The sequence below is a fragment of the Actinocorallia aurea genome, from assembly GCF_054783995.1.
Genome location: NZ_BAAGPQ010000028.1, coordinates 117458 through 138783 on the forward strand (window position 1 = coordinate 117458; position 21326 = coordinate 138783).

The following is a 21326-nucleotide window of genomic DNA, read 5'->3' on the forward strand; positions in this document are numbered from 1 at the left end:
ATGCGTGTTGATCTCAGCCCGGTGCCCGCCGTGCACGGGCAGGCCGGCCGGTCCTGCGCCGGTCCCGCGCTGCGGTACGAAGGCACCGAGATCGGTTATCCGGCCCTCGTGGACCGGGCGGGGCGCCTCGCCGCGGTGCTCGCCGCCGGCGGGGCGGCCCGGGGCTGCCGCGTCGCCTACCTCGGGCGCAACAGCCCGACCCTGCTCGCGGCCTACCTGGCCTGCGCGTGGCTGGGCGCGGTGTTCGTCCCGGTGAACCACCTGCTGCGGCCGGACGAGCTCGGGGAGGTCCTCGCCGACTGCGACCCGCACACCCTCGTCGTGGAGCCCGGGCACGTCGCCCCGGTCGAGGCGGTCCGCGCGGCGGGGCACCTGCGCCTGCTGCTCGTCGACGACGACCCCGCGGCGGGCCCGGCCGGCCCCGCCGGCCTCACGGGGCGGTCCTGGACGCCGCTGCGCGCCGCACTGGCCGAGGCCGGCCCGCCGCGGGAACCCGTGGCATGCAAGGCCGACGACCTGGCGGTCCTCCTGTACACCTCAGGGACGACAGGGCGGGCCAAGGGCGTCCGGCTCACCCACGGGAACCTCTGGTGGAACGGCGCGAACGTCGGCTGGGCCACCGGCACGACCGGCCGCGAGGTCAACCTGGTCGCCACCCCGCTGTTCCACATCGGCGGCCTGAACTCCTTCACCCTGCGCACGCTCGCCCACGGCGGGACGACGGTCCTGCGCCGGGCGTTCGATCCGGACGTGGTCCTGGCGGACCTCGTCGGGCACCGGGTCGGCACGCTCCTCGGCGTGCCGTCGGTGTACTCGGCGGTGGCCCGCACGCCGGGCTTCGCCGAAGCCGACCTGTCCGCGCTGCACACCGCGGTGGTGGCGGGCGCGCCGGTGCCGCCCGCGCTGATCGAGGAGTACGCGGCGCGGGGCGTGCTGCTCCGGCAGGCGTGGGGGCTCACCGAGACCGCGCCGTTCGCGACGCTCCTGCCGGCCGACCAGACCCTGCGCAAGACCGGGTCGGCGGGCCCTGCCATGCCCTTCACCCGGATCCGGCTGGCCGACCCGGCCACCCGCGCGGCGATCACCGAGCCGGGGGTGCGCGGCGAGGTCTGCGTACGCGGCCCGAACGTCACCGCGGGGTACTGGCGGGCTCCCGAGGCCGACGCCGAGGCGTTCGCCGACGGCTGGTTCCACAGCGGGGACATCGGCGAACTCGACGGAGACGGCCACCTCTACCTCGTCGACCGCCTGAAGAACATGGTCATCACGGGCGGCGAGAACGTCTATCCCGCCGAGGTCGAACGCGCCCTGGCCGGATGCCCGGACCTCGCGGAGGTCGCGGTCACCGGGGTCGCGCACGAGACGCGGGGCGAGGCGGTCGTCGCCGTCGCGGTCCCGGCCGAGGGCGCGGAACCCACACTGGACGGCGTCCGCTCCTACGCCGCGCCCCGGCTCGCCTCCTACAAGCTGCCTGTGCGCCTGCACCTGGTCGAGGCGCTGCCGCGCAACGCCGCGGGCAAGATCGACCTGCCGGCACTGCGGGCCCTGCTGCCCGCTGGACCGTGTCCGGCCCCCGGGTTCGCGGCGCCGCCGTCCGCCGGGCTGCGGCTCGAAGAGCTCGTGGAAGGCGCGACCGTCGCCGCGCTGGGGTACGTTCCGCCGGGGCTGCGCACCGGGGCCGCGTTCGCCGACCTGGGCGTCGATTCGCTCGCCGCCGTGGACATCCGCGACCGCCTGGCCGCGGAGACGGGGCTCGCGCTGCCCGCGTCCCTCGTCTTCGACCATCCCACCCCGGCCGCAGTCACCGAGCGCCTCCGGTCAGGGCTCCAGGGCGGGTCCGTCCGCCGGGACCTGGCCGCGGCCCCGTCCGGAGAGCCGATCGCGATCGTCGGGATGGGCGTGCGGCTGCCGGGCGGGGTGAGCGGTCCTGAGGCGCTGTGGGAGCTGCTGGAGCGGGGCGGCGACGCGATCTCGGAGTTCCCGGAGGACCGGGGCTGGGACTTGGCGGCCCTTCACGACCCCGGCTCGCCCGGCGGCCCGTGCACCCGGCACGGCGGGTTCCTGCGCGAGGCCGCGCTGTTCGACGCAGAGTTCTTCCAGATCGCGCCGCGCGAGGCGCTGGCCATGGACCCGCAGCAGCGCCTGCTCCTGGAGACCTCCTGGGAGGCGCTGGAGCACGCGGGCATCGACCCGGTTTCGCTGAGCGGGTCCGACGTGGGCGTCTTCCTCGGCCTGTTCGCCAACGGGTACACCGAACGCCTTCCGGCCCGCGCGGACCTCGACGGCTATCGCGCGACCGGCGGGCTGACGAGCATGGCCGCAGGGCGTCTCGCCTACCTGCTCGGGCTGCGCGGCCCGGCCCTGGTCGTCGACACCGCGTGCTCGTCGTCCCTCGTCGGGCTGCATCTCGCCGTCCGGGCCCTGCGGGCGGGCGAGTGCACGATGGCGCTGGCGGGGGGCGCCACGGTGATGGCGGGGCCGGAGGGCTTCGCGGAGTTCTCGCGGCAGCGCGGGCTCGCGCCGGACGGACGGTGCAAGTCCTTCGCCGACGCCGCCGACGGCACCGGCTGGGCGGAGGGCTCCGGCGTCCTGGTGCTGGAGCGCCTGTCGGACGCCCGACGGTCCGGGCACGACGTGCTGGCGCTCATCCGGGGCTCGGCCGTCAACCAGGACGGCGCGTCGAACGGGCTGACCGCCCCGAACGGCGCCTCCCAGCAGCGGGTGATCCGCCGAGCGCTGGCCGACGCGGGGCTGTCGCCCGCCGACGTCGACGCGGTCGAGGCGCACGGCACCGGCACCGTCCTCGGCGATCCGATCGAGGCCGAGGCCCTGCTCGCCGTGTACGGGGCGGATCGGAGCGATCCGCTGCTGCTGGGGTCGCTGAAGTCGAACGTCGGCCACACCCAGGCCGCGGCCGGAGTCGCGGGGGTGGCGAAGATGGCGCTCGCCCTGCGGCGCGGCGTCCTGCCCCGCACCCTGCACGTCGACCGCCCGTCCGCGAGGATCGACTGGTCGTCGGGCTCGGTCGCCCTGCTGACCGAGCGGCTCGCCTGGCCCGACCGCGGGCGCCCTCGGCGCGCCGCGGTGTCGTCCTTCGGCATCAGCGGCACCAACGCCCATGTGATCCTCGAACAGGCCCCGGAGGAGGCCCTGCCGGAACCCGCTGCGGAGGCCGCGGACGGGCCGGTGCCGGTGGTCGTGTCGGCCCGGTCGGCCCGTGCCCTGGCCGAGCAGGCCGAGCGGTTCGCGTCGGCCCTGGACGCGGGGGTCGGGCTGGCCGACCTGGCCAGATCCGCGACGGCCAGAACCGTGTGGGAGCACCGCGCGGTGGTCCTGGCGGCGGACCGGGAACAGGCCCTCGACGGCTTGCGCGCGCTCGCCGAAGGCCGCGAAGCCGCACCGCTGGTCGGCCCGGGGACGTGCGGGCCCGGCAGGACCGTCTTCGTCTTCGCGGGGGATGCCTCGACCTGGCCTGCCGACCCGGCATGGTCGGCGGAGCCCGCCTTCGCCGCCCGCATGGCCGAGTGCCGCGCCGCGCTGGCCCCCTACCTGTCCGATCCCGCCGACCCGGCCGCATGGGACGGCCCGGAGACCGTCCGGCCCAGGGACTTCGCCCTGATGCTCTCCCTCGCCGCCCTCTGGGGGGCTCACGGCGTGCGTCCGGACGCCGTCCTGGGCACCGGAGTGGGGGAGATCGCGGCGGCCTGCGTCTCCGGCGCCCTTTCCCTCGCGGACGCCGCCCGCCTCGCCGCGGCATCCGGCACCACCAGCCCCTCCGCCCCTCCGCCGCAGCGGACCTCGCCGGAATCGGCCGCTGACCCGGTGGGGGGCGCGGTCGTCGTTCGCGGTCCCGAGGTGCCGTGGTACTGCGCGGCGGACGGCGGCTGGGTGAGCGGCACCGGCGGCCGGCACCGGTTCGGGGCGCCGGCGGAGCCGGGGGCCGCGGCACGGACGCTGGCGGCGCGAGGGTTCGGCGTGTTCGTCGCGATCGGGGCGGATCCCGCGGCGTCCGTCGTGCGGGAGTCCCTGGGCGGGTCGGAGGCGGCCGTGTGCGGGGGAGGCCACGACGGAGCCTTCGTTCGTGCGCTGGCGGAGGCGTTCGTCCTGGGCGCGAAGGCCGACTTCGCGCCGGTGCTGGGCGGGAGGGGGCGGAGGGTGCCGCTGCCGACCTACGCCTTCCAGCGCCGCCGGTACTGGTGGAGCTCCGCGGACGCGGGGCCCGGGTCTGGCGGGTCTGCGGGCGGGGACGGGGCGCCGGGCCTCTTCCATATCGGCTGGAAGCTCGTGGAGACGGCCGGTGGCGGGCCCCCGGCGGTCGCCATGACGGACGCGCGGGATCTCGCGGCGGTCGCCGCGGGCGCAGTGCCGGTGCTGATGCCGCAAGAGGGCGGGGCGTCTTCGGATCCGGTCCGGGCGCGGGCGGCGGTCAACCGGGTGCTCGACGCGGTCAGGGCGTTCCTTGCCGATGCCGGTGCCGATGCCGGTACCCGGGGGAGGCGTCTCGTCGTGGCGACCCGGGGCGCGGTGGCCGTCGCCGACGGGGAGGACGTCGACCCCGTCGGCTCCGCGGTCCGGGGGGCGGTGCGGGCGGCGCAGCGGGAGCACCCCGGCCGGTTCGTGCTCGCCGATGTCGGTGAGCACGACGGAGTACCGCTCGCCGTGCTCGCCGCAGCGGCCGCGGCGAACGAACCGGAGATCGCTGTCCGCGGCGGCGCGGTGTGGGCTCCCCGGCTCCGCCGGGCGGCGCAGCCGGAGGCGCCGGGGCGTCTCGGTTCGGGCGGCACTGTCCTGATCACCGGGGGCACCGGGGCGCTGGGCGGGCTGGTGGCCCGGCACGTCGTGTCGGCGCACGGGGTGCGCGGCGTGCTGCTGGCGTCCCTCCGGGGCGAGGCCGCGGAGGGCGCGGCAGGACTCCGCGCGGAGCTTCGCGCGCTCGGCGCCCGGGTCGAGATCGCCGCCTGCGACGTCGCGGAGCGGGCGCAGGTGCGGGCGCTGCTGGGCCGCGTCCCGCACGACGCTCCGCTGACCGCCGTGATCCACGCCGCGGGCGTCCTGGACGACGGGGCCGTCGGGGCGATGGACGCGGGCCGCCTTGACCGGGTCTTCCGGGCGAAGGCCGACGCCGCGGTGTGGCTCGACGAACTGACCCGCGGCCTGCCCCTCGACGCCTTCGTCCTCTTCTCGTCGGTCGCCGGCGTGCTGGGCACGGCCGGACAGGCGAACTACGCCGCGGCCAACGCCTTCCTCGACGGGATCGCGCACGCCCGCCGGGCGCGGGGCCTGCCCGCCACGTCCCTGGCCTGGGGCCTCTGGGACGTCGCGGGCGGCATGGGCGCGCGGCTCGGGGCCGCCGACCTGGAGCGCCTCTCCCGCACTGGCCTGCGCCCGGTCGCCGCGCCGGACTGCCTGCGGCTGCTGGACACCGCGCTAGGCCGGACCCGCCAGCACGCCGTGCTCCTCCCGATCGCCCCGGACCTGCCGGCGCTGCGCGGGCAGGCCGACGCGGGCAGGCTGCCCGCCGTGTTCCGGGACCTGGTCGAGCCGCGTCGCCCGAGGGCCGTGCCGACCGGTTCCGAGCCACAGGCGGTCCGCCCCGGCGACCTTCTCACCCTGGTGCGTGCCGAGGCGACCGCGGTCCTCGGCCGGGAGGGCGCCGAGCCGATCAGCGCCGAGCGCTCGTTCGCCAGCGCCGGGATCGATTCGATCACCGCGCTGGAACTCCAAGAACGCCTCAGCGACGCGACCGGGGTGGATCTCGCCGAGACGCTGGTGTTCGACCACCCGACGCCGGCCGCCGTCGCCGCCCACCTGAGGGCCCGGCTGGCCGCCCGCGCGCGCCTGGCCGCACTCGGCGCGCTGGAGGAGGCGCTCGCCGAACCGCCCGCCGACGAGACCGAACGCCGCCTGGTCGCCGAGCGCCTCCGCGCGGTCCTCGACCGCCTGGGCGCACCCGTCGGCACCCCCGCGAGAAGGACCGCCGGACCCGCCGACCTGGACTCGGCGACCGACGACGAACTGTTCGCGTTCATCGACCAGAGCCTGTGAACCGCCGCACGAAGGAGCCACCACCCATGTCATCCGCTGCCGTGACCGCCGTGCCCGACCCGTCCGGAACACACCCGGCCGCGTCGGGCCCTGCCGACATCGATCTCGCCGAGCCGCACATGGCCGAGACCCTTGCCGCCCTGGGCCTCGCCGTCGAATACGTGCGGGCGGAGGGAGACACCCTCTACCACCGCGACGGGCAGGGCGCGGAGAAGGCGGTCCTCGACCTGGTCGGGGCCTTCGGCGCCACGATCCTCGGCCACCACGATCCCGACGTCGTCGCCTACGCCCGGTCCCTTCTGGACGCCCGAGTGCCGGTGTACGCCCAGTTCTCGCTCCACCCTTACGCCGACGCGGTGGCTCGGCGGCTCAACCGCATCCTGGAGCGCGAGTCCGGCGAGCCCGAACCCTACTTCGCGGTCTTCGCCAACAGCGGCGCCGAGGCCAACGAGATCGCCCTCAAGCACGCCGAACTCGACAGGGTGACGCGGCTCGCCGAACTCCGCGACGTCCTGCGCGAGAACCGGGAGAAGGCAAGGACGGCACTGGCCGACGGAAGCGCGGTCCTGGCGGACGGTGCTCTCGCCGCCCTCGGCGTCGAAGGCGCGGAAACCGGTCTGTTCGAAGCCGCCGAGCGCATCGAAGCCGAGCGCCTGTCCGCGCCTCCGGTCCTGCTGGCCCTGGAGGGCTCCTTCCACGGCAAGCTCGTCGGGAGCGTCCAGCTGACCCACAACCCGTCCTTCCGGACGCCCTTCAGCTCGCTGGCCGCGCAGTGCAGGTTCGTCCCGGCGGACCGTCCCGGGGAGCTCGCGCGGATCGTCGAGGGCGAGCGCAGGACGGTGTGCGACTTCGCACTCGACGCCGGAGTCGTCCGCGTCGTCGAACGCGACGTGCCGGTCTTCTGCGCGTTCGTCCTGGAACCCATCCAGGGGGAGGCGGGCATCAGGGTCCTCACCGAGGAGACCGCGCGGCGCATCCAGCATGTCTGCGGGTCGGTCGGCTGCCCGATCGTCATCGACGAGGTCCAGTCCGGCATGGGCAGGTCGGGCTCGTTCTTCGCCAGCGCGGGAATCGGCCTGCGGGGCGACTACTACACCCTCGCCAAAAGCCTCGGGGGCGGCGTCGCCAAAGCCGCGGTGACCCTCGTGCGCGCCTCGCGGTACCGCCGTGACTTCGACCTGATCCACAGCTCGACCTATGCGAAGGACGGCTTCTCCACCCGGATCGCGGGAAAGGTCATCGACCTCCTGGAGGCGGACGGCGGCGCCGCCTACCGCCTTGCCGCCGCGAGGGGCGCGGCCCTGATGGCGGAGCTCCGCGCCGTCCAGGCCGAGTTCCCGGACGTCGTCAAGGACGTCCGAGGCCGAGGACTGATGGCCGGACTGGAGTTCCACGACCAGTCCGGGTCGCCCGCGCCCGAGATCCGCGAGCGGGCCGGCATGTTCGGCTACTTCGCCTCCGGGTACCTCATGCGCGCCCACGCGATCCGCATCTTCCCGACGGCCAGCGCCGTGCACACGCTCCGCTTCGAGCCGTCGATCCGGCTCACCGACGCCGACGTCGCCCGTACCGGCGCCGCGCTGCGCGACCTGTGCGGTGTCCTTCGTGCCCGGGACGCGGCGCGCCTGCTCGGCCTGTAGGACGCGGCGGCCTGCCGCTCAGGCGAGCAGGCCGCCGTCCACGACGTACCCCGATCCGGTGACGTATCCGGCGTCGTCGGAGGCAAGGAACAGGACCACGGCGCTGACGTCCTCCGGTGCGCCGATCCGGCCGAGCGGCGACATCTCCTTCATCATCAGGATCGCCTCTTCGCTCCCCGGGGCGTCATGCAGCATCGGCGTGTCGATCGGCCCCGGATGCACCGAGTTCACCCGGATGCCCTTGGGGCCGAACTCCTTGGCCGCGACCCTCGTCATCCCGTAGGCGGCGAACTTCGACGCGGTGTACCCCACCGCGCCGGCCTCGCCGACCAGCGAGGAGATCGAGCAGATGTTGACGATCGAGCCCCGCCCGGCGCGCGCCATCGGACCGGCGACTGCCTTCATGCCGAGGAAGACACCGAGGGTGTTCACCTCCCACTCGCGCCGGAACCGCTCCTCGCTCATGCTCTCGATCGGCTCGTGCACCGCCGTGCCCGCGTTGTTCACCAGGATGTCCACGGACCCGAACGCGCCTTCGGCCGCCGCGACGACCCGCGCCCAGTCGTCGGCGCTCCGCACGTCGTGCCGGACGAACAGGGCCGCGTCGCCGATCCCCGCGGCCACCTCCGCGCCCGCCGCGTCCACGTCGGTCAGCACCACCCGTGCCCCTTCGGCCGCCAGCACGCGCGCATGGCACGCCCCCATGCCCCGCGCCGCCCCGGTCACGATCGCGACCCGCCCCTGCACCCTGCCCATACCCGCCCCTCGCCCCCTGGATGATCCCCTGACCGGCCGGCGAGCCGGTCAGGGGATCATCGCGCAGACCGCCCGCCGCCACCGACAGGACACGCACGGCCGCCTCTAGGGTCGGTGCGGGTTCTGGGTGAGGGTCCAGAGTCGGGCGGTGGCGTCGGTCGTCATCCGGGTCGGCGGGGCCATCACTCCGGCGTTGTTGGCCAGGACGTCGACCGGGGTGCCGTCGGTGAGGAGGCCGTCGGTGAACGTTCGCACCGAGGCGAGGTCGGCGAGGTCGACGCGGCGGACCTCCAGTTGTGCTTCGGGGTTCCGGGCGAGGATGTCGGTGCGGGCCTGCTCGCCCTTGGCGGGCGTCCGCACCGCCATGACGACGTGGGTGCCGGCCGCGGCGAGGCGTGCTGCGGCTTCTTTGCCGGTGCCGCCGTTGGCGCCGGCGACGACGGAGGCGGTGCCGACGCTCTCGGCGAGGTGCCAGACGTCGCGCTTCGGCTCGGCGACGTGGACCTCGGCGCCGTGCAGGACGCCGATCCGGGCGCCGATCTGGCCGAGGCCGCCGATGCCGATGATCCCGACCTTCATGCTCGCGCGGACCTGGCCGCGGCCGACGATGGCGTGGTGGGCGGTGAGGCCGGCGTCGGTGCCGACGGAGCCGAGCGCGAAGTCGAGGCCGTCGGGCAGGGCGGTGAGGTCGGTGGCGGGGGCGAGGTGGCGTTCGGCTTAGCCGCCGTGGCGGGTGTAGCCGGGGATGGTGCCGGTGCGGGGCGTCGCCCAGACGCCGACGCGGTCGCCGGTCTTCCATTCGGTCACGTCGGGGCCGACGGCCGAGACGACGCCGGCGATCTCGTGGCCGAGGGCCAGCGGCGTGAACGGCAGCGCCTGCTTGGCGGCCGGGTGCTGCATGATCGAGATGTCGGAGTGGCAGAGCCCGGAGGTGCGGACGTCGACGACGACCTCGCCCGCGCCCGGCACCGGGTCGGGCACCTCGACGAGTTCCAGCGGCTTGCCGGTGTCGGTGAACTGCCAGGCTTCCATGGTCGTGCTCCGTTTCGGGTGGTCGGGTCGGTGCGGGTGCCCTCCGGCGCGGTGTGCGCGAAGCCGGAGGCCCGCAGGGGAAGCTCGCCAGGCCCGGCCTGGTGGCGCTCGCGCTGACCTTCGTCGCCGCCCTCGACACCGACGCGCTGACCGCCCCGTCGATCCTCGTCCTGGTCGCCCACCAGGCGGGCAAGACCTCCGCCTGGCGCGCCCACCTCCTCGCCACCAGCTACGACGCCCTCGGCCACGCGGCTTCCGCCCGCCCCGGCTCCGCCTGACCTCGACGGACCGGAACGCGCGGAAGCCGGGCCCCGCCAGGCGTCGACGGAGAGGTGAGCACCGTCGCCGAGCGCTGCGCGGATTCGCCTCGTCTGGAGTGCCTCCGGTCGAGCGCTACGGTTCCAAGGAGAGGGTCCGCCCGGGGCAGACGTTGACCGCTTCCCTCGCTCGGCCGATCTCGGCGTCGGTCCGCGGCTCGGGGCGCAGCACGATGACGGTTCCGTCGTCGTCGCTCTGGTCGAAGGCCGCAGGGTCGACGAGCACGCACTGGCCCGCGCCGACGCACCGGTCCTGGTGGGCGATGATGCGCATGGTCACCACGCCACCTTCAGTTCGAAGACGCCGTAGTTGGGGCCGTCCTCCTTGAAGGGGATCTCGTCGAACGGCGTCGCGAGGCGGAGCGTGGGGATGCGGCGCACGAGGGTGGCCAGGACGATCTCCAGTTCCAGGCGGGCGAGGTTCTGGCCGAGGCACTGGTGCGGTCCGAACCCGAAGGCGAGATGGTTGCGCGCCATGCGGGTGAAGTCGATGTCGTTGGGCTCGGGGAAGACTGAGGCGTCCCGGTTGGCGGTGTTCGTGAGGCCGAGGACGCCCTCGCCGGCGCGGATCAGCACGCCGCCGATCTCGACGTCCTCGGTGGCCAGCCGTGCGGCGCCGATCTCGGCGATGGTGAAGTAGCGCAGCAGCTCCTCCACCGCGCCGACCGTGAGCCGCGGGTCGTCGCGCAGCGCCGCGAGGTGCTCCCGCTTGTCGAGCAGCGTGGCGACCGAGAGCACCGGCAGGGAGAGCGCCTCGACGAGGTCCACTTCCGCGGGGCCCGCGAGCATGGCGTCGATGGCCTCGTCGACGATCTCCTGGATGCGCGGACGCCACTTCGCCAGGCGCTGCACGGTGAACTCGCCGACGATGGAGCGCCTCAGCCGCGTGTGGTCCGGCGGATCCATCTCGATCAGCTGCTGGCGGTGCCCGCTCATGTAAGGGGTGTGGCTCGGGTGCCGGGGGTCCCGGCGGTCCGAGCTGAACCGGGTGTCGCTGAGCATCGCGCGCACGTGCTCGTGCCGTGTCAGCACCCAGAGCCGCCGCCCGTCGACCAGATCGACCTGGCTGATCGGCGCTTCGGCCCGCAGGTGTTCATCAAGGACTTCCACACCACCCCCGGCGACGCCGGATGGGTCCTCACCAGCTTCCTCCTGGTGGGCGCGGCGTCCGCGGCCATCAGCGGCAAGCTCGGCGACGCCTTCGGCCGCCGCAACGTCCTCATCGTCGTGCTCGCCGCGTCCATCATCGGATCGGTGATCAGCCTCGCCGCGGGCAGCCTGGAGATGATCATCGTCGGCCGGGCGGTCCAAGGGCTCGCGGGCGGTCTGATCCCGCTGTGCATCGGCGTCCTGCGCGAGAACGTGCCGCAGAAGAACCTGCCGGTGGCCGTCGCCATCGTGGCGGGCGCGGCCATGTGGGGCGGCGCGGCAGGCAACATCGTCGCAGGCAACATCGTCGACGCCTGGGGCTGGCACTACATCTTCGTCGTCGCCGCGGCCCTCGCGGCGGTCAGCGCGATCGGCGCGTGCTTCCTGCCCCGGCCGAAGTCCAAGGCGGGGCTGGAGAAGGTCGACTGGCTCGGCGGCGTCCTGTTCGCCCCGGGCATCGCGCTCGTCCTGTACGGCATCCACGAGAGCAGCGAGTGGGGCTGGACCAGCGGCGAGACCATCGGCTTCGTCCTCGGCGGCCTCGTGGTCCTGGCCGCCTGGGTCGCTTGGGAGCTGCGCGTCGACTCCCCGCTGATCAACATCCGCTTCTTCTTCGACCGCAAGCTCGGCCTGACCCTCGTCGCGACCGCCCTGGTCTCCTTCGGCACCCTCGGCGTCTCGGGCTTCATCGGCCAGATGATCTGGCAGACGCCGGAGAGCGCGCCGGTCGGTCTCGGCCTCAGCGCCGGCACCGCCGGTGCCCTGTCCTTCGGCATCGGCCTCATCGGGTTCGTCCTCTCCCCGCTCAGCGGCCGCATCTCCCGGAACGGCCGCTCCCACCGAGCCTTCATCATCGGCTCGATCCTCGGCATCACCGCGGCGATCCTGTCCGGCGTCCTGCTGGACACGATCCTCGGATTCGTGATCGCCCAGATCGTCCTCACCGGCGCGACGGGCTTCATCCTCAGCTCGCTGCCCAACCTGATCGTCGAAGGCGCGCCGGAGGCCAACACCAGCGAGGCGCAGGGCGTCTACATGGTCGTCCAGACCGCCTTCTCCGGCATCGGCGCCTCCATCGGCACCGTCCTGCTCTCGCAGCACCTCATCGAGGGCACCCCGTTCAGCGCGCGGGCCGGATACACCACGGTCTTCGCGATGGTCGCCGTGGCCTCCGCCCTGGCCCTGATCGTCGGCCTGTTCATGCGCCCGGGCAAGAAGTCGACCGGCGACGTCCGCGCGGACCACCCGAACCCGCTCACCGACGCGGCCACCGTCTAGCCCCACCCGGACCGGCAGCCGACGAGTGCTCCTCCCGGGCTCCACAGAGCCCGGGAGGAGCACTCCGCAGCGCGCGCGGAAACCACACGCACTGACCGACCGCCCGGCCCGAACTCACCGCGGCCCGCTCCGCGGGCGACGCCGCGACCCTGACGATGGTGCGTCGCCTCGTCGGCTCGGCCGCCTCCGCCCTGCGCCTTCTGCCCGCGGGACACGTCGCGACCGCCTCGCGGGTGGCCGCCCGGGACGCCGGGTCCGCCCTGCCACGCGGGCCGGTGGCCGAAGCGCGTTCGAAGTTCGCGCTCATCGATGCGACGACGGGGATCCCTCGACCACCGTGGATGATCGGTGTCCGTCCGTTCGCACGAGGACCACACGCCGGGCCAGGGGCAGTACGCCGACCCCGAGGTCATGAAGCGCTGGATGGTGCTGGGCGAGGCCCACTTCTCCGGCTCCGCCTGACCCTCGGCGATCCCCTCACCCCGGGTGAGGAGACCGCATTCGCCGCTGGACGGCTGCGCCCACGGCCCCGGCCGCCCGCCGTTCGAACGCCGCCGGCATCACTTCCGGTTGCCGGCGGGACGGCGCTCCGAGCGAGGCATGACGGGCTGGAGGAGCGGCAGCCGCCCGGGAGGCTGCTCGTCGCACTGTGGGTCTTCCTCGGCGCCGTCGCCCTCGTGGACCCCTTCCTTCTCGGGGCCGGTCCAGGTCGGGCTGTTCGTCATCGGCTGCGCCTCCCGTCCCTCACGCGCGGAACTCCACCAGGTCTCCCGCGCGCCGTACCGGCCGCGCACTCGGAAGGCCGCAGCGTGAGCAGGGAACGAGGTCTTGCCCCATTTGCGGCGCCCCTGCCCTGCTCAACCGGTGGGGCCAAGACCGGGCGCACCGCGACGCCTGACCAGGTTTCTTCCAGCCTCGGTGCCCGCGAAACGGGGGGAACATCTCTTCCCGGGCACGGCGAACCGATCACAATTCGCCGTAAGCCATGTCGGATTCGCCCGTCGGCGTGGTTGTGTGCCTGTGTGACGGGGAGATCGGGTGATCTGGTCGCGGGCCGCTACCGGCTGACGGTGCTGTTGGGCGAGGGCGGGATGGGCTCGGCGTGGAAGGCATGCGATGAGCGGCTGGGCCGTGAGGTGGCGGTCAAGCAGCTGAGGCTGCCGCCCGGCCTGGACGGGCAGGCGCGTGCTCAGCGGGTGGCGTGGATGGAGCGCGAGGCGCGGGCGGCGGCGGTGCTGCGCCATCCGGGCATCATCACCGTGCACGACCAGTTCCACGACGAGGACGGCATGCCGTGGATCGTGATGGAGCTCATCGACGGCCATTCCCTGGACCAGCGGGTCAAGGACGTCGGTCGCCTTTCGGCGGAGCACGCCGCGCGGATCGGAGCGCAGGTCGCCGACGCCCTGGCGGCCGCGCACGCGGCAGGGATCGTGCACCGCGACCTCAAACCCGCCAACATCCTGCTGGACGGCTCGCGCACCGTGCTGATGGATTTCGGGATCGCCGCCCTGGACGGCGCGACCACCCTGACCCCCACCGGTGGGCTGCTCGGCACCCCGACCTACATGGCTCCCGAGCAGGTCAACGGCCAGCACGCCACGCCTGCCTCCGACATGTGGTCCCTGGGCGCGACCTTGTACTACGCCGTCGAAGGTCGGCCCGCCTTCACCGGCCCGACCACCGCCGCCCTGCTGCTGGCCGTCTCCCGCGGCGAACCCCGACCCACCGTCCACGCGGGCTCCCTGCGGCCGCTGCTGGACGACCTGATGACCAAGGAGCCCGAGCGCCGGCCGACCGCCGAGCGCACTGCCGCCGCCCTGCGCCAGCACACCGCCGTCCCGCCCCAGCCTCCACAGGCGTTCGACGCCGGCGCCACACCCTTCATCGAGCCCGGCTCCCTACCGCGCCCGCAGGCCGCCCGGTCGCCCCTCCTGACCCGCCGCCGCCTCATCCTCGGGTTGGGAACCGTCGGCCTCGCCACGGCCGTCCCCACCGGCTACCTCCTCACCCGCGACCAGCGACCCCCCGACCCCCGCTGGAACCCCACCCCCACTCCCACCCCCACCTTCATCAGCCGGCTCCTCGCCAATCACATCGACGTCAACTCGGTGGCGTTCAGTCCGGACGGCAAGACCCTGGCCACCAGCAACTCGAATCACACGGTGCGGTTGTGGAATGTGGCTTCCCGCACCCCGATCGGCCGGCTCCTCACCGGCCACACCGACCGCGTCACCTCAGTGGCGTTCAGCCCGGACGGCCGGACCCTGGCCACCGGCAGCTGGGACGACACGGTGCGGTTGTGGAATGTGGCTACCCGGACCCCGATCGGCGAGCCCCTCACCGGCCACACCGACGACGTCTTTTCGGTGGCCTTCAGTCCGGACGGCCGGACCCTGGCCTCCGGCAGCGATGACGAGACGGTGCGGTTGTGGAGTGTGGCCTCCGGCACCCCGATCGGCCGGCCTCTCACCGGCCACGCCGGCTGGGTCTGGTCGGTGGCGTTCAGTCCGGACGGCCGGACCCTGGCCACCGGCAGCCGGGACGACACGGTGCGGTTGTGGAATGTGGCTACGCGCACCCCGATCGGCGAGCCCCTCACCGGCCACACCGACCAGGTCTGGTCGGTGGCGTTCAGCCCGGACGGCCAAACCCTGGCCTCCGGCAGCGATGACGACACGGTGCGGTTGTGGAACGTGGCCTCCGGCACCCCGATCGACCGGCCCCTCACCGGCCACACCGACGCCGTCACCTCGGTGGCGTTCAGCGCGGACGGCCGGACCCTGGCCACCGGCAGCTCGGATCACACGGTGCGGTTGTGGAATGTGGCTACGCGCACCCCGATCGGCGAGCCCCTCACCGGCCACACCGACCAGGTCTGGTCGGTGGCGTTCAGCCCGGACGGCCAGACCCTGGCCACCAGCAGCTGGGATGACACAGTGCGGTTGTGGAGTCCCTGAGCAGGAGAAAACGGCGTTCGTGGCGGGGAGGGCGGTCGGCCAGGCCGGTGGGGGCGGCTCGGATGTCGGGTCGGGGCGTTGTCGGGAGGTCGGGGTCTCCCCTCAGCATGGCCGGCCTGGTTTCAGCGTCACCGGCCGCTGACCGCGGGGAACGAAAGGCGTTCTGCACGCCGCGGGCCGCGCGCTGGACCTCACCCGGGCGGCACCCGGTGGAAGCTCGCGGACTGCTCCCACCAGGACCCGTCGGGCAGATACCTCGCCCGCCTGGTCCTGGACGGCCCCCGCGCGGCCCGCGAGAACTAGTCCAGGATGACCGGCAGTCTCAGTGGCCTGCGCGCTCCTGAGCCCTGCCTCCACTCGACCGGCTCGCCCGTCAGTCTCGCGTTCGGGTAGCGGATGGCCAGCTCCTCCAGCGTGATCTCCAGGACGGCCACGGCGAGCGGCTTGCCGAGGCAGATGTGCGGTCCGGCGCCGAACGCCAGGTGGTCACTGGCGTTAGGGCGCCTGAAGTCGACCTTCTCCGGGTCGGGGAAGACGCCGGGGTCGGCGCTCGCTCCGCTCTTGGCCCCCACGATGATCGAGCCTGCGGGGATCTCGACGCCGTCGAGCACCACAGCGTGCCGGGCCACCCGCGGTGGACCGTCGTCGGCTGAGGCGGGCCTTGTGCGCAGCAGTTCCTGGAGGGCTCCCGGGATCAGGCCGGTGTCGTCGACGAGTTCCCGCCACCGTTGCGGGAACGTCAGCAGCCAGTACAGGCTGGACGTCATGATCGTGGTGGTGGTCTCCCAGCCGCCGACGATGACGGCGACGCCCATCATCACCGCGTCGGCCTGCGACACCTCCGACCCGCGGCCGCCGACGTAGGCCGACAGCACGTCCGTGCCGGGGTCGGTCTGCCGCTGCTGGAACAGGCGCCCGACGTAGGCGGCCATCTCGCCGACGGCGGCGCGGGCGTCGGCGGGATCGGTGAGGTCGAGGAACCTGTCCCCCCACCCGAGGAACTGCGGGAGGTCGTCTGCCGGGACGCCGATGGTGTCACCGAGCACCTCCAAGGTGAGGCGCGCGCCGAAGTCGGCGACCATGTCGACCGGCCGCCCGAGCGCGGCGACGCGCTCCAGGTGCGCGACGACCTGCTCGCGAATGCGGGCCCGGCGGGCGTCGACGGCCTTGGGCGTGAAGCTGGGCGCCGCTGGGCGCCGCACCCGCTTGTGCCGCTCGCCTTCGAGGGCGAGGAGCGTCCCTTCGATCGGGACGACGCCGGGCAGCGGCTCGCGCAGCTGGCCGAAGTCCTCGTGGGACTCCATGACGTGCTTGAGGAGGGCGTGTCCGTTGACGAGGTAGGCCGGCCGGTCGGACGGGCCCAGCCAGATCGGGTGCACCCCGGGGCCCAGCTTCCCGTAGATGGGGTTGAGGAACGGTCCAGGCTTCCCGGAGTCGAAGGGGTAGACGGGAACGGTGTCGCGGCTGAACGGGCAGGCGAGTGGGGGAGGTGTCTGCTCCATGGGCCTTTCCTGGTGAGAGGTTCCGATCACCGAGATTAAGATCACCGACCCGCCGAACCTGCGGAATCAGCCAAAATGTGACTGTCGGCACGATCTGGATGCAAACCGTGCGTGCGCGTTGGCTCCCAGACAGGCCGGGCCCGCGCGACCCCGGGGCGGGTGCGGGCTAACAGCCCGCGGGACTGAGTGGCGGGCCTGGTCCGGCCTGTACGAACGGCACGTACCACCACTGCACCTGTGGGCGTGGCAGGCCGCGGCGGGCCAGATATGGCATGACGACGGGGTGCGGGAGGTCTAGGCCCACGAGGCCCTGGGTCCTGAGGATCGGCCTGCCGAACGCTCCGCACCGCCACGCCTACGAGTTCTGGCTGATGGGGCCCGAGGCCCCGCGCGCCGCCGGCCTGCTCGACCAGGATCCCGGCCCGCGCCTGACCCCGGCCCTCGGCGCGCGACCCACCTCGGCCTCACCGTGGAGCCCGACACCGGGTCCCCGGCGCCTACGACGCCCCCCTCCTGACCCTCAGGCTCCCCGCCTGAGCAGATCGACGGGGGCCTGGGCGGCGTCCGGTGCGCGCGAAGGCTCGGGAAGCGCGTTCCGGTCTGCGCCGCGTGCCCGCGCGTCCCGGGCAGGGGCGCGGTCACGGTCGGTCGTCGGCGGGCCGGGCCAGGCGGTGGCGGACGAACTCGTCGAGGTCCGCGGTCGTGATCATGCCGACGGTCTCGCCGGCCTCGACGACGGCGGCGACCACGAGCCCGTCCGCGGGAGGGGCGGTGAACAGCGCGGTCGCCGGTGCGCCCGGCGTGGTGACGTTGCGGTCGGGCAGCGCGGTCATGATCTCGCGGACGGGCCGGGCGCGCCGGCCGGGGCGCAGGTGGGCGATCACATCGGACCGCACGGTTCCGACGGGGTGCCCATCGGTTTCCACGACCATGACAGGTCTTCTCGCGGGTCGCTCACCGAGATGCTCGGCGCAGTCCTGCGCGGTTTCCGAGGCCGGGACGACGTCGAAGCGCGTCTGCATGACGTCGCCGACATGGACGCCGCCGAACAGGCGCCTGATCCGCACCGACATGGCCTCGGCCCTGGCCATGATCGTGAGGAACCAGCCGATGAGGGCGAGCCAGATTCCGCCCGAGTCGCCGAGGAACGCCTCGAAGAGGCCGACGGCCGCCAGGCCGTAGCCGATGCCGATCCCGGCTCGCGCCGCAGTCTCGGCCGCCCGATCGCGGTCGTGGTACCGCCACCACAGAAAGGCCCGCAGGACCCGGCCGCCGTCCAGGGGCGCGCCCGGCAGCAGGTTGAAGACCGCAAGGAAGGCGTTGATCAGCCCCAGCCACAGCAGGATCGCGGCCATGAGCGCCGGCCCCGACGTCAGGGCCACGGCGACGCCGCCGATCCCGAAGAAGAGGCCCAGCGCGAGGCTGGTCAGCGGGCCCGCCGCCGCGATGAGGAAGTCGGCGCGGGGGCCGGGCGGCTCGTCCAGGAGTTCGGAGACCCCGCCGAACGCGAACAGCACGATCGACCTCACCCCGACGCCCTGCCGCTGCGCGAGGACGCAGTGCGCCAGCTCGTGGGCGAGCAGGCAGGCCAGGAACACGGGGGCCGTCGGAAGTGCGGCGGCCCAGTAGATCCAGCGGGCCTGACCGGGCGCCGCCTGGGGCAGCACCCCTCCGGCGAGCGTCACCATGATCAGCGCGAGGATGACCACGACCGACCATCGTGCCGACACCGGGATCCCGGCGATCCGCCCCAACCGGACGCCTTGTTTCATATCTCTGATTCTGCGAGTGTCTTCGGCCCTCCGAAAGAACCTCTCGACGATCGTGCATGAACCTTGGGACGGCCTTGGCCCGGCGTCTCCTGCGCGGGCGGCACGGCGGCCCGAGGTGAGCGGGCCCGCCCAAGGCTCAGTGGCGGGCAAGGGGCTCTCTTTGCCGGGTGCGCCAAGAATCGCGGCCTGGACCTGGGCACGGTTCGCTGTGGGAGGTGATCGGTGCAACCCGAGGGCGGGGCCGGTTCCGGCTTGGACGAGCGGGAGGCCGCCGGCCGGCTGCTGCGCGACGGACCGAACGTGCCTCCGCGGCCCCCGCCCGTGCGCTGGTGGCGGCGGGTCGGCAGGCAGCTCGCCGACCCACTGATCGTGGTGCTGCTGGTGGCCGCGTCCCTCACCGCGGTGATCGGGGACCGGGCCGACATGGCCGTCATCCTGCTGGTGATCGTCGTGAACACCGCGGTCGGGGTGACCCAGGAGATCCGCGCCGACCGTGAGATCAGCGCCCTCGCCGACCTCACGGCACCGGACGCGAGGGTGATCCGGGCCGGCCGCCGGGAGCAGATCCCCTCCGCCGACGTCGTCGTCGGGGACCTGCTCGTCCTGGCCGAAGGCGACATCGTCACCGCGGACGGCACCGTGCTGGAGGCGGCCCGCCTGATGGTCGAGGAGTCCGCGCTCACGGGCGAGTCGGCGGCCGTGGAGAAGGCGCCCGGCGAGGCGGTCTGGGCGGGAACGGTCGCGGTCAGGGGCCGGGGGACGGTCGAGGTGACCGCCACCGGCGCGAGCAGCGCGACCGGCCGGATCGCCGGGTCGCTGCGGGCCTCGGCCCCGCTGACGCCGCTCCAGCGCAGGCTCATCGGAGTGGGACGCGCCCTGGCCGCCGTCGCGGTGGTGCTGTGCGCGCTCGTCCTGGTGCTGGGCGTTGTGCGGGGGCAGCCCGCGGGACTGATGCTGGTCACCGCGATCAGCCTGGTCGTCGCCGCGGTCCCCGAGTCCCTCCCCGCCGTGGTGACGGTCGGGCTGGCGCTCGGAGCGCGCCGGATGTCGGCGCGGGCGGCGCTGGTGCGCCGGCTGCCCGCGGTGGAGACCCTCGGCTCGGTCACGGTGATCGCCACCGACAAGACCGGCACCCTGACCGAGGGCCGCATGGCCGTCGCGCGCGCCTGGACCGTCGAGGGCGCCGCCGAGATCCACGGTGCCGGCCACGCCCCCGAGAGCGCGGTCGGGGCACTCGGAGGGGGAGACCTCACCCCGAAGGCGAGGGAGGCTCTGGAGGCGCTGCTCGCCGCCGCGGCGCTGTGCAACGACGCCCAGGCGGCGTACCGGAACGGCGAATGGGAGGCGCTCGGCGATCCGACGGAGGCCGCGCTGGTCGTCGCGGCGGCGCGGGCCGGCCTGGACCCGGAGACTCTGCGCGCGGCCTGCCCGCGGGTCGCCGAGATCCCGTTCGACAGCGCCCGCAAACGCATGACCACCGTGCACGAGATCCCCGGAGGGTTCCGCGTCGTCCTGAAGGGGGCCCCGGAGGTCCTGCTGCGCCCGGACGTCCTCACCGACGGCCCCGAGGTCCGCGCGCGGGCCCTTCAAGAGGCCGACCGGTCGGCTCGCGAGGGACTGCGGGTCCTCGCGGTCGCCGCGGCGGACAGGGCGACCGATGAGCCGGACGAGACGGGGCTCGGCCTGCTCGGTCTCGTCGCGCTGCATGATCCGCCCCGCGCTTCCGCGGCGCGGACCCTGGCGGAGTGCCGCGCCGCGGGCATCAGACCCGTGCTCATCACCGGAGACCACCCCGGCACCGCCCGCTCTGTGGCAGCCGCGCTCGGACTCATCCACCCAGGGGACCCCGTCGTGGACTGCCGGACGGGCGAACCCGCGGCCGGTGCGGGCGACGTGTTCGCCCGCGCCTCCCCCGAGCAGAAACTCGCGCTGATCGAGGACCTGCGCTCCGGAGGCGAGACGGTGGCGATGACGGGCGACGGCGTCAACGACGCGCCCGCCCTGCGCCGCGCCGACATCGGCGTGGCGATGGGCGTGCGCGGCACCGAGGTCGCCCGCCAGGCCGCCGACCTCGTCCTGGCCGACGATGAACTGTCCACCCTGGTCGTGGCCGTCCAAGAAGGACGGCGCGTCTACCGCAACATCCGCAGGTTCCTCGTCTACGGGCTGTCGGGCGGGACCGCCGAGATCGCGGTCATGCTCCTCGGGCCCCTGTGCGGGCTCGCCTTGCCGCTCACTCCAGGCCAGATCCTGTGGATCAACCTGCTCACCCACGGCATCCCCGGAGTCGCCCTCGGCGGAGAACCGGCCGAAGACCGCGACATGCGGCGCCCCCCGCGGCCGCCGTCGGAGAGCATCCTGGGCGCCGGACTGTGGCAGCGGGTCCTGCGGATCGCGGTCGTCCTCACCGCGATCACCCTCGCGATCGCGCTCTGGGCCGAGCAGACGGGGCGCCCATGGCAGACCCTCGCGTTCTTCACCCTGGGGTCGGCTCAGCTGTGGGCCGCCCTCGGCTCCCGCACGACCCTGCGGACGCGCGAGAACCCGCTCCTGCCCGCGGCGGTCGCGGCCGCCTTCGCCCTCCAAACCGCCGCCGTCTATCTTCCCCTGCTCCAGGATCTCCTCGGCACCCGCCCGCTCACGCTCCCCGACCTGTGCCTCGCGGTGGCGCTGTCCTCACTCGGCTACGTCACCGTAAGGCTGGACCGGCGCCTCCACCCCGAGCGGGTGGCGCTCTCCGCGTCCGCCGAGGACGTCTAGATGATCGATTCCAAGGGCTGAGGTTGGCTGATCGCCTGCGGGCATGGGGCGAGGGTGTTCAGGATCGATGTGTGACGAAAGACCTGAGCCCACGCTGAGCTGGTGACGCTGGCGG

14 protein-coding genes are annotated in these 21326 nt (G+C 73.9%); 6 read left to right on the forward strand and 8 right to left on the reverse strand.

Annotated elements, in window-relative coordinates; genetic code table 11:
• The gene (locus tag ACYVOM_RS31525) at window positions 1-6045 is read left to right on the forward strand and encodes an SDR family NAD(P)-dependent oxidoreductase (RefSeq protein ID WP_460307202.1); all 6045 of its coding nucleotides are present in this window, start codon (window positions 1-3) and stop codon (window positions 6043-6045) included.
• 26 nt (window positions 6046-6071) lie between these two features.
• Entirely contained in the window at window positions 6072-7685 is a 1614-nt protein-coding gene (locus ACYVOM_RS31530) for an aspartate aminotransferase family protein (RefSeq protein ID WP_460307203.1), read from the forward strand.
• Window positions 7686-7703: 18 nt separating this feature from the next.
• On the opposite strand, the gene ACYVOM_RS31535 is transcribed toward ACYVOM_RS31530, so the two are convergent.
• The 3 genes from ACYVOM_RS31535 to ACYVOM_RS31545 all read right to left on the reverse strand — a co-directional run bounded on the left by ACYVOM_RS31535 (window position 7704) and on the right by ACYVOM_RS31545 (window position 9473).
• Entirely contained in the window at window positions 7704-8441 is a 738-nt protein-coding gene (locus ACYVOM_RS31535) for an SDR family NAD(P)-dependent oxidoreductase (protein ID WP_460307204.1), read from the reverse strand.
• Between the two features lie 105 nt (window positions 8442-8546).
• Window positions 8547-9020: an SDR family NAD(P)-dependent oxidoreductase gene (locus tag ACYVOM_RS31540; RefSeq protein ID WP_460307205.1), complete on the reverse strand. Its 474-nt coding sequence runs from the start codon at window positions 9018-9020 to the stop codon at window positions 8547-8549.
• A 138-nt stretch (window positions 9021-9158) separates the two neighbouring features.
• Entirely contained in the window at window positions 9159-9473 is a 315-nt protein-coding gene (locus tag ACYVOM_RS31545) for an alcohol dehydrogenase catalytic domain-containing protein (RefSeq protein ID WP_460307206.1), read from the reverse strand.
• A 53-nt stretch (window positions 9474-9526) separates the two neighbouring features.
• On the opposite strand from ACYVOM_RS31545, the gene ACYVOM_RS31550 reads away from it, so the two are divergent.
• Window positions 9527-9751 carry a hypothetical protein gene (locus ACYVOM_RS31550; RefSeq protein WP_460307207.1) on the forward strand — a complete coding sequence of 75 codons (225 nt, stop codon included), beginning with the start codon at window positions 9527-9529 and terminating at the stop codon, window positions 9749-9751.
• Window positions 9752-9866: 115 nt separating this feature from the next.
• Here the strand turns inward: ACYVOM_RS31550 and ACYVOM_RS31555 are convergent, their stop codons facing one another.
• Entirely contained in the window at window positions 9867-10064 is a 198-nt protein-coding gene (locus ACYVOM_RS31555; RefSeq protein WP_460307414.1) for a ferredoxin, read from the reverse strand.
• A gap of 2 nt (window positions 10065-10066) precedes the next feature.
• A complete protein-coding gene (locus tag ACYVOM_RS31560) occupies window positions 10067-10900 on the reverse strand; it encodes a cytochrome P450 (RefSeq protein WP_460307208.1) in 834 nt (277 codons plus the stop codon).
• Between ACYVOM_RS31560 and ACYVOM_RS31565 the strand changes: the two genes are divergently transcribed.
• Window positions 10880-12217, forward strand: coding sequence for an MFS transporter (locus ACYVOM_RS31565; RefSeq protein ID WP_460307209.1), 1338 nt, complete (start codon window positions 10880-10882; stop codon window positions 12215-12217). The two genes, ACYVOM_RS31560 and ACYVOM_RS31565, sit on opposite strands and share 21 nt — an antisense overlap.
• 560 nt (window positions 12218-12777) lie before the next feature.
• Here the strand turns inward: ACYVOM_RS31565 and ACYVOM_RS31570 are convergent.
• Window positions 12778-12942, reverse strand: coding sequence for a hypothetical protein (locus ACYVOM_RS31570; protein WP_460307210.1), 165 nt, complete (start codon window positions 12940-12942; stop codon window positions 12778-12780).
• Between the two features lie 297 nt (window positions 12943-13239).
• Between ACYVOM_RS31570 and ACYVOM_RS31575 the strand changes: the two genes are divergently transcribed.
• Window positions 13240-15177 carry a WD40 repeat domain-containing serine/threonine protein kinase gene (locus ACYVOM_RS31575; RefSeq protein ID WP_460307211.1) on the forward strand — a complete coding sequence of 646 codons (1938 nt, stop codon included), beginning with the start codon at window positions 13240-13242 and terminating at the stop codon, window positions 15175-15177.
• Between the two features lie 299 nt (window positions 15178-15476).
• Here the strand turns inward: ACYVOM_RS31575 and ACYVOM_RS31580 are convergent, their stop codons facing one another.
• Entirely contained in the window at window positions 15477-16679 is a 1203-nt protein-coding gene (locus tag ACYVOM_RS31580) for a cytochrome P450 (protein ID WP_460307212.1), read from the reverse strand.
• Window positions 16680-17317: 638 nt separating this feature from the next.
• Window positions 17318-18451, reverse strand: a complete 1134-nt coding sequence (locus tag ACYVOM_RS31585; RefSeq protein ID WP_460307213.1) for a site-2 protease family protein — start codon at window positions 18449-18451, stop codon at window positions 17318-17320.
• A gap of 252 nt (window positions 18452-18703) precedes the next feature.
• Between ACYVOM_RS31585 and ACYVOM_RS31590 the strand changes: the two genes are divergently transcribed.
• Complete coding sequence (locus ACYVOM_RS31590) at window positions 18704-21211, forward strand: cation-translocating P-type ATPase (RefSeq protein WP_460307214.1); 2508 nt, start codon at window positions 18704-18706, stop codon at window positions 21209-21211.
• The last annotated feature ends 115 nt before the right edge of the window (window positions 21212-21326 follow it).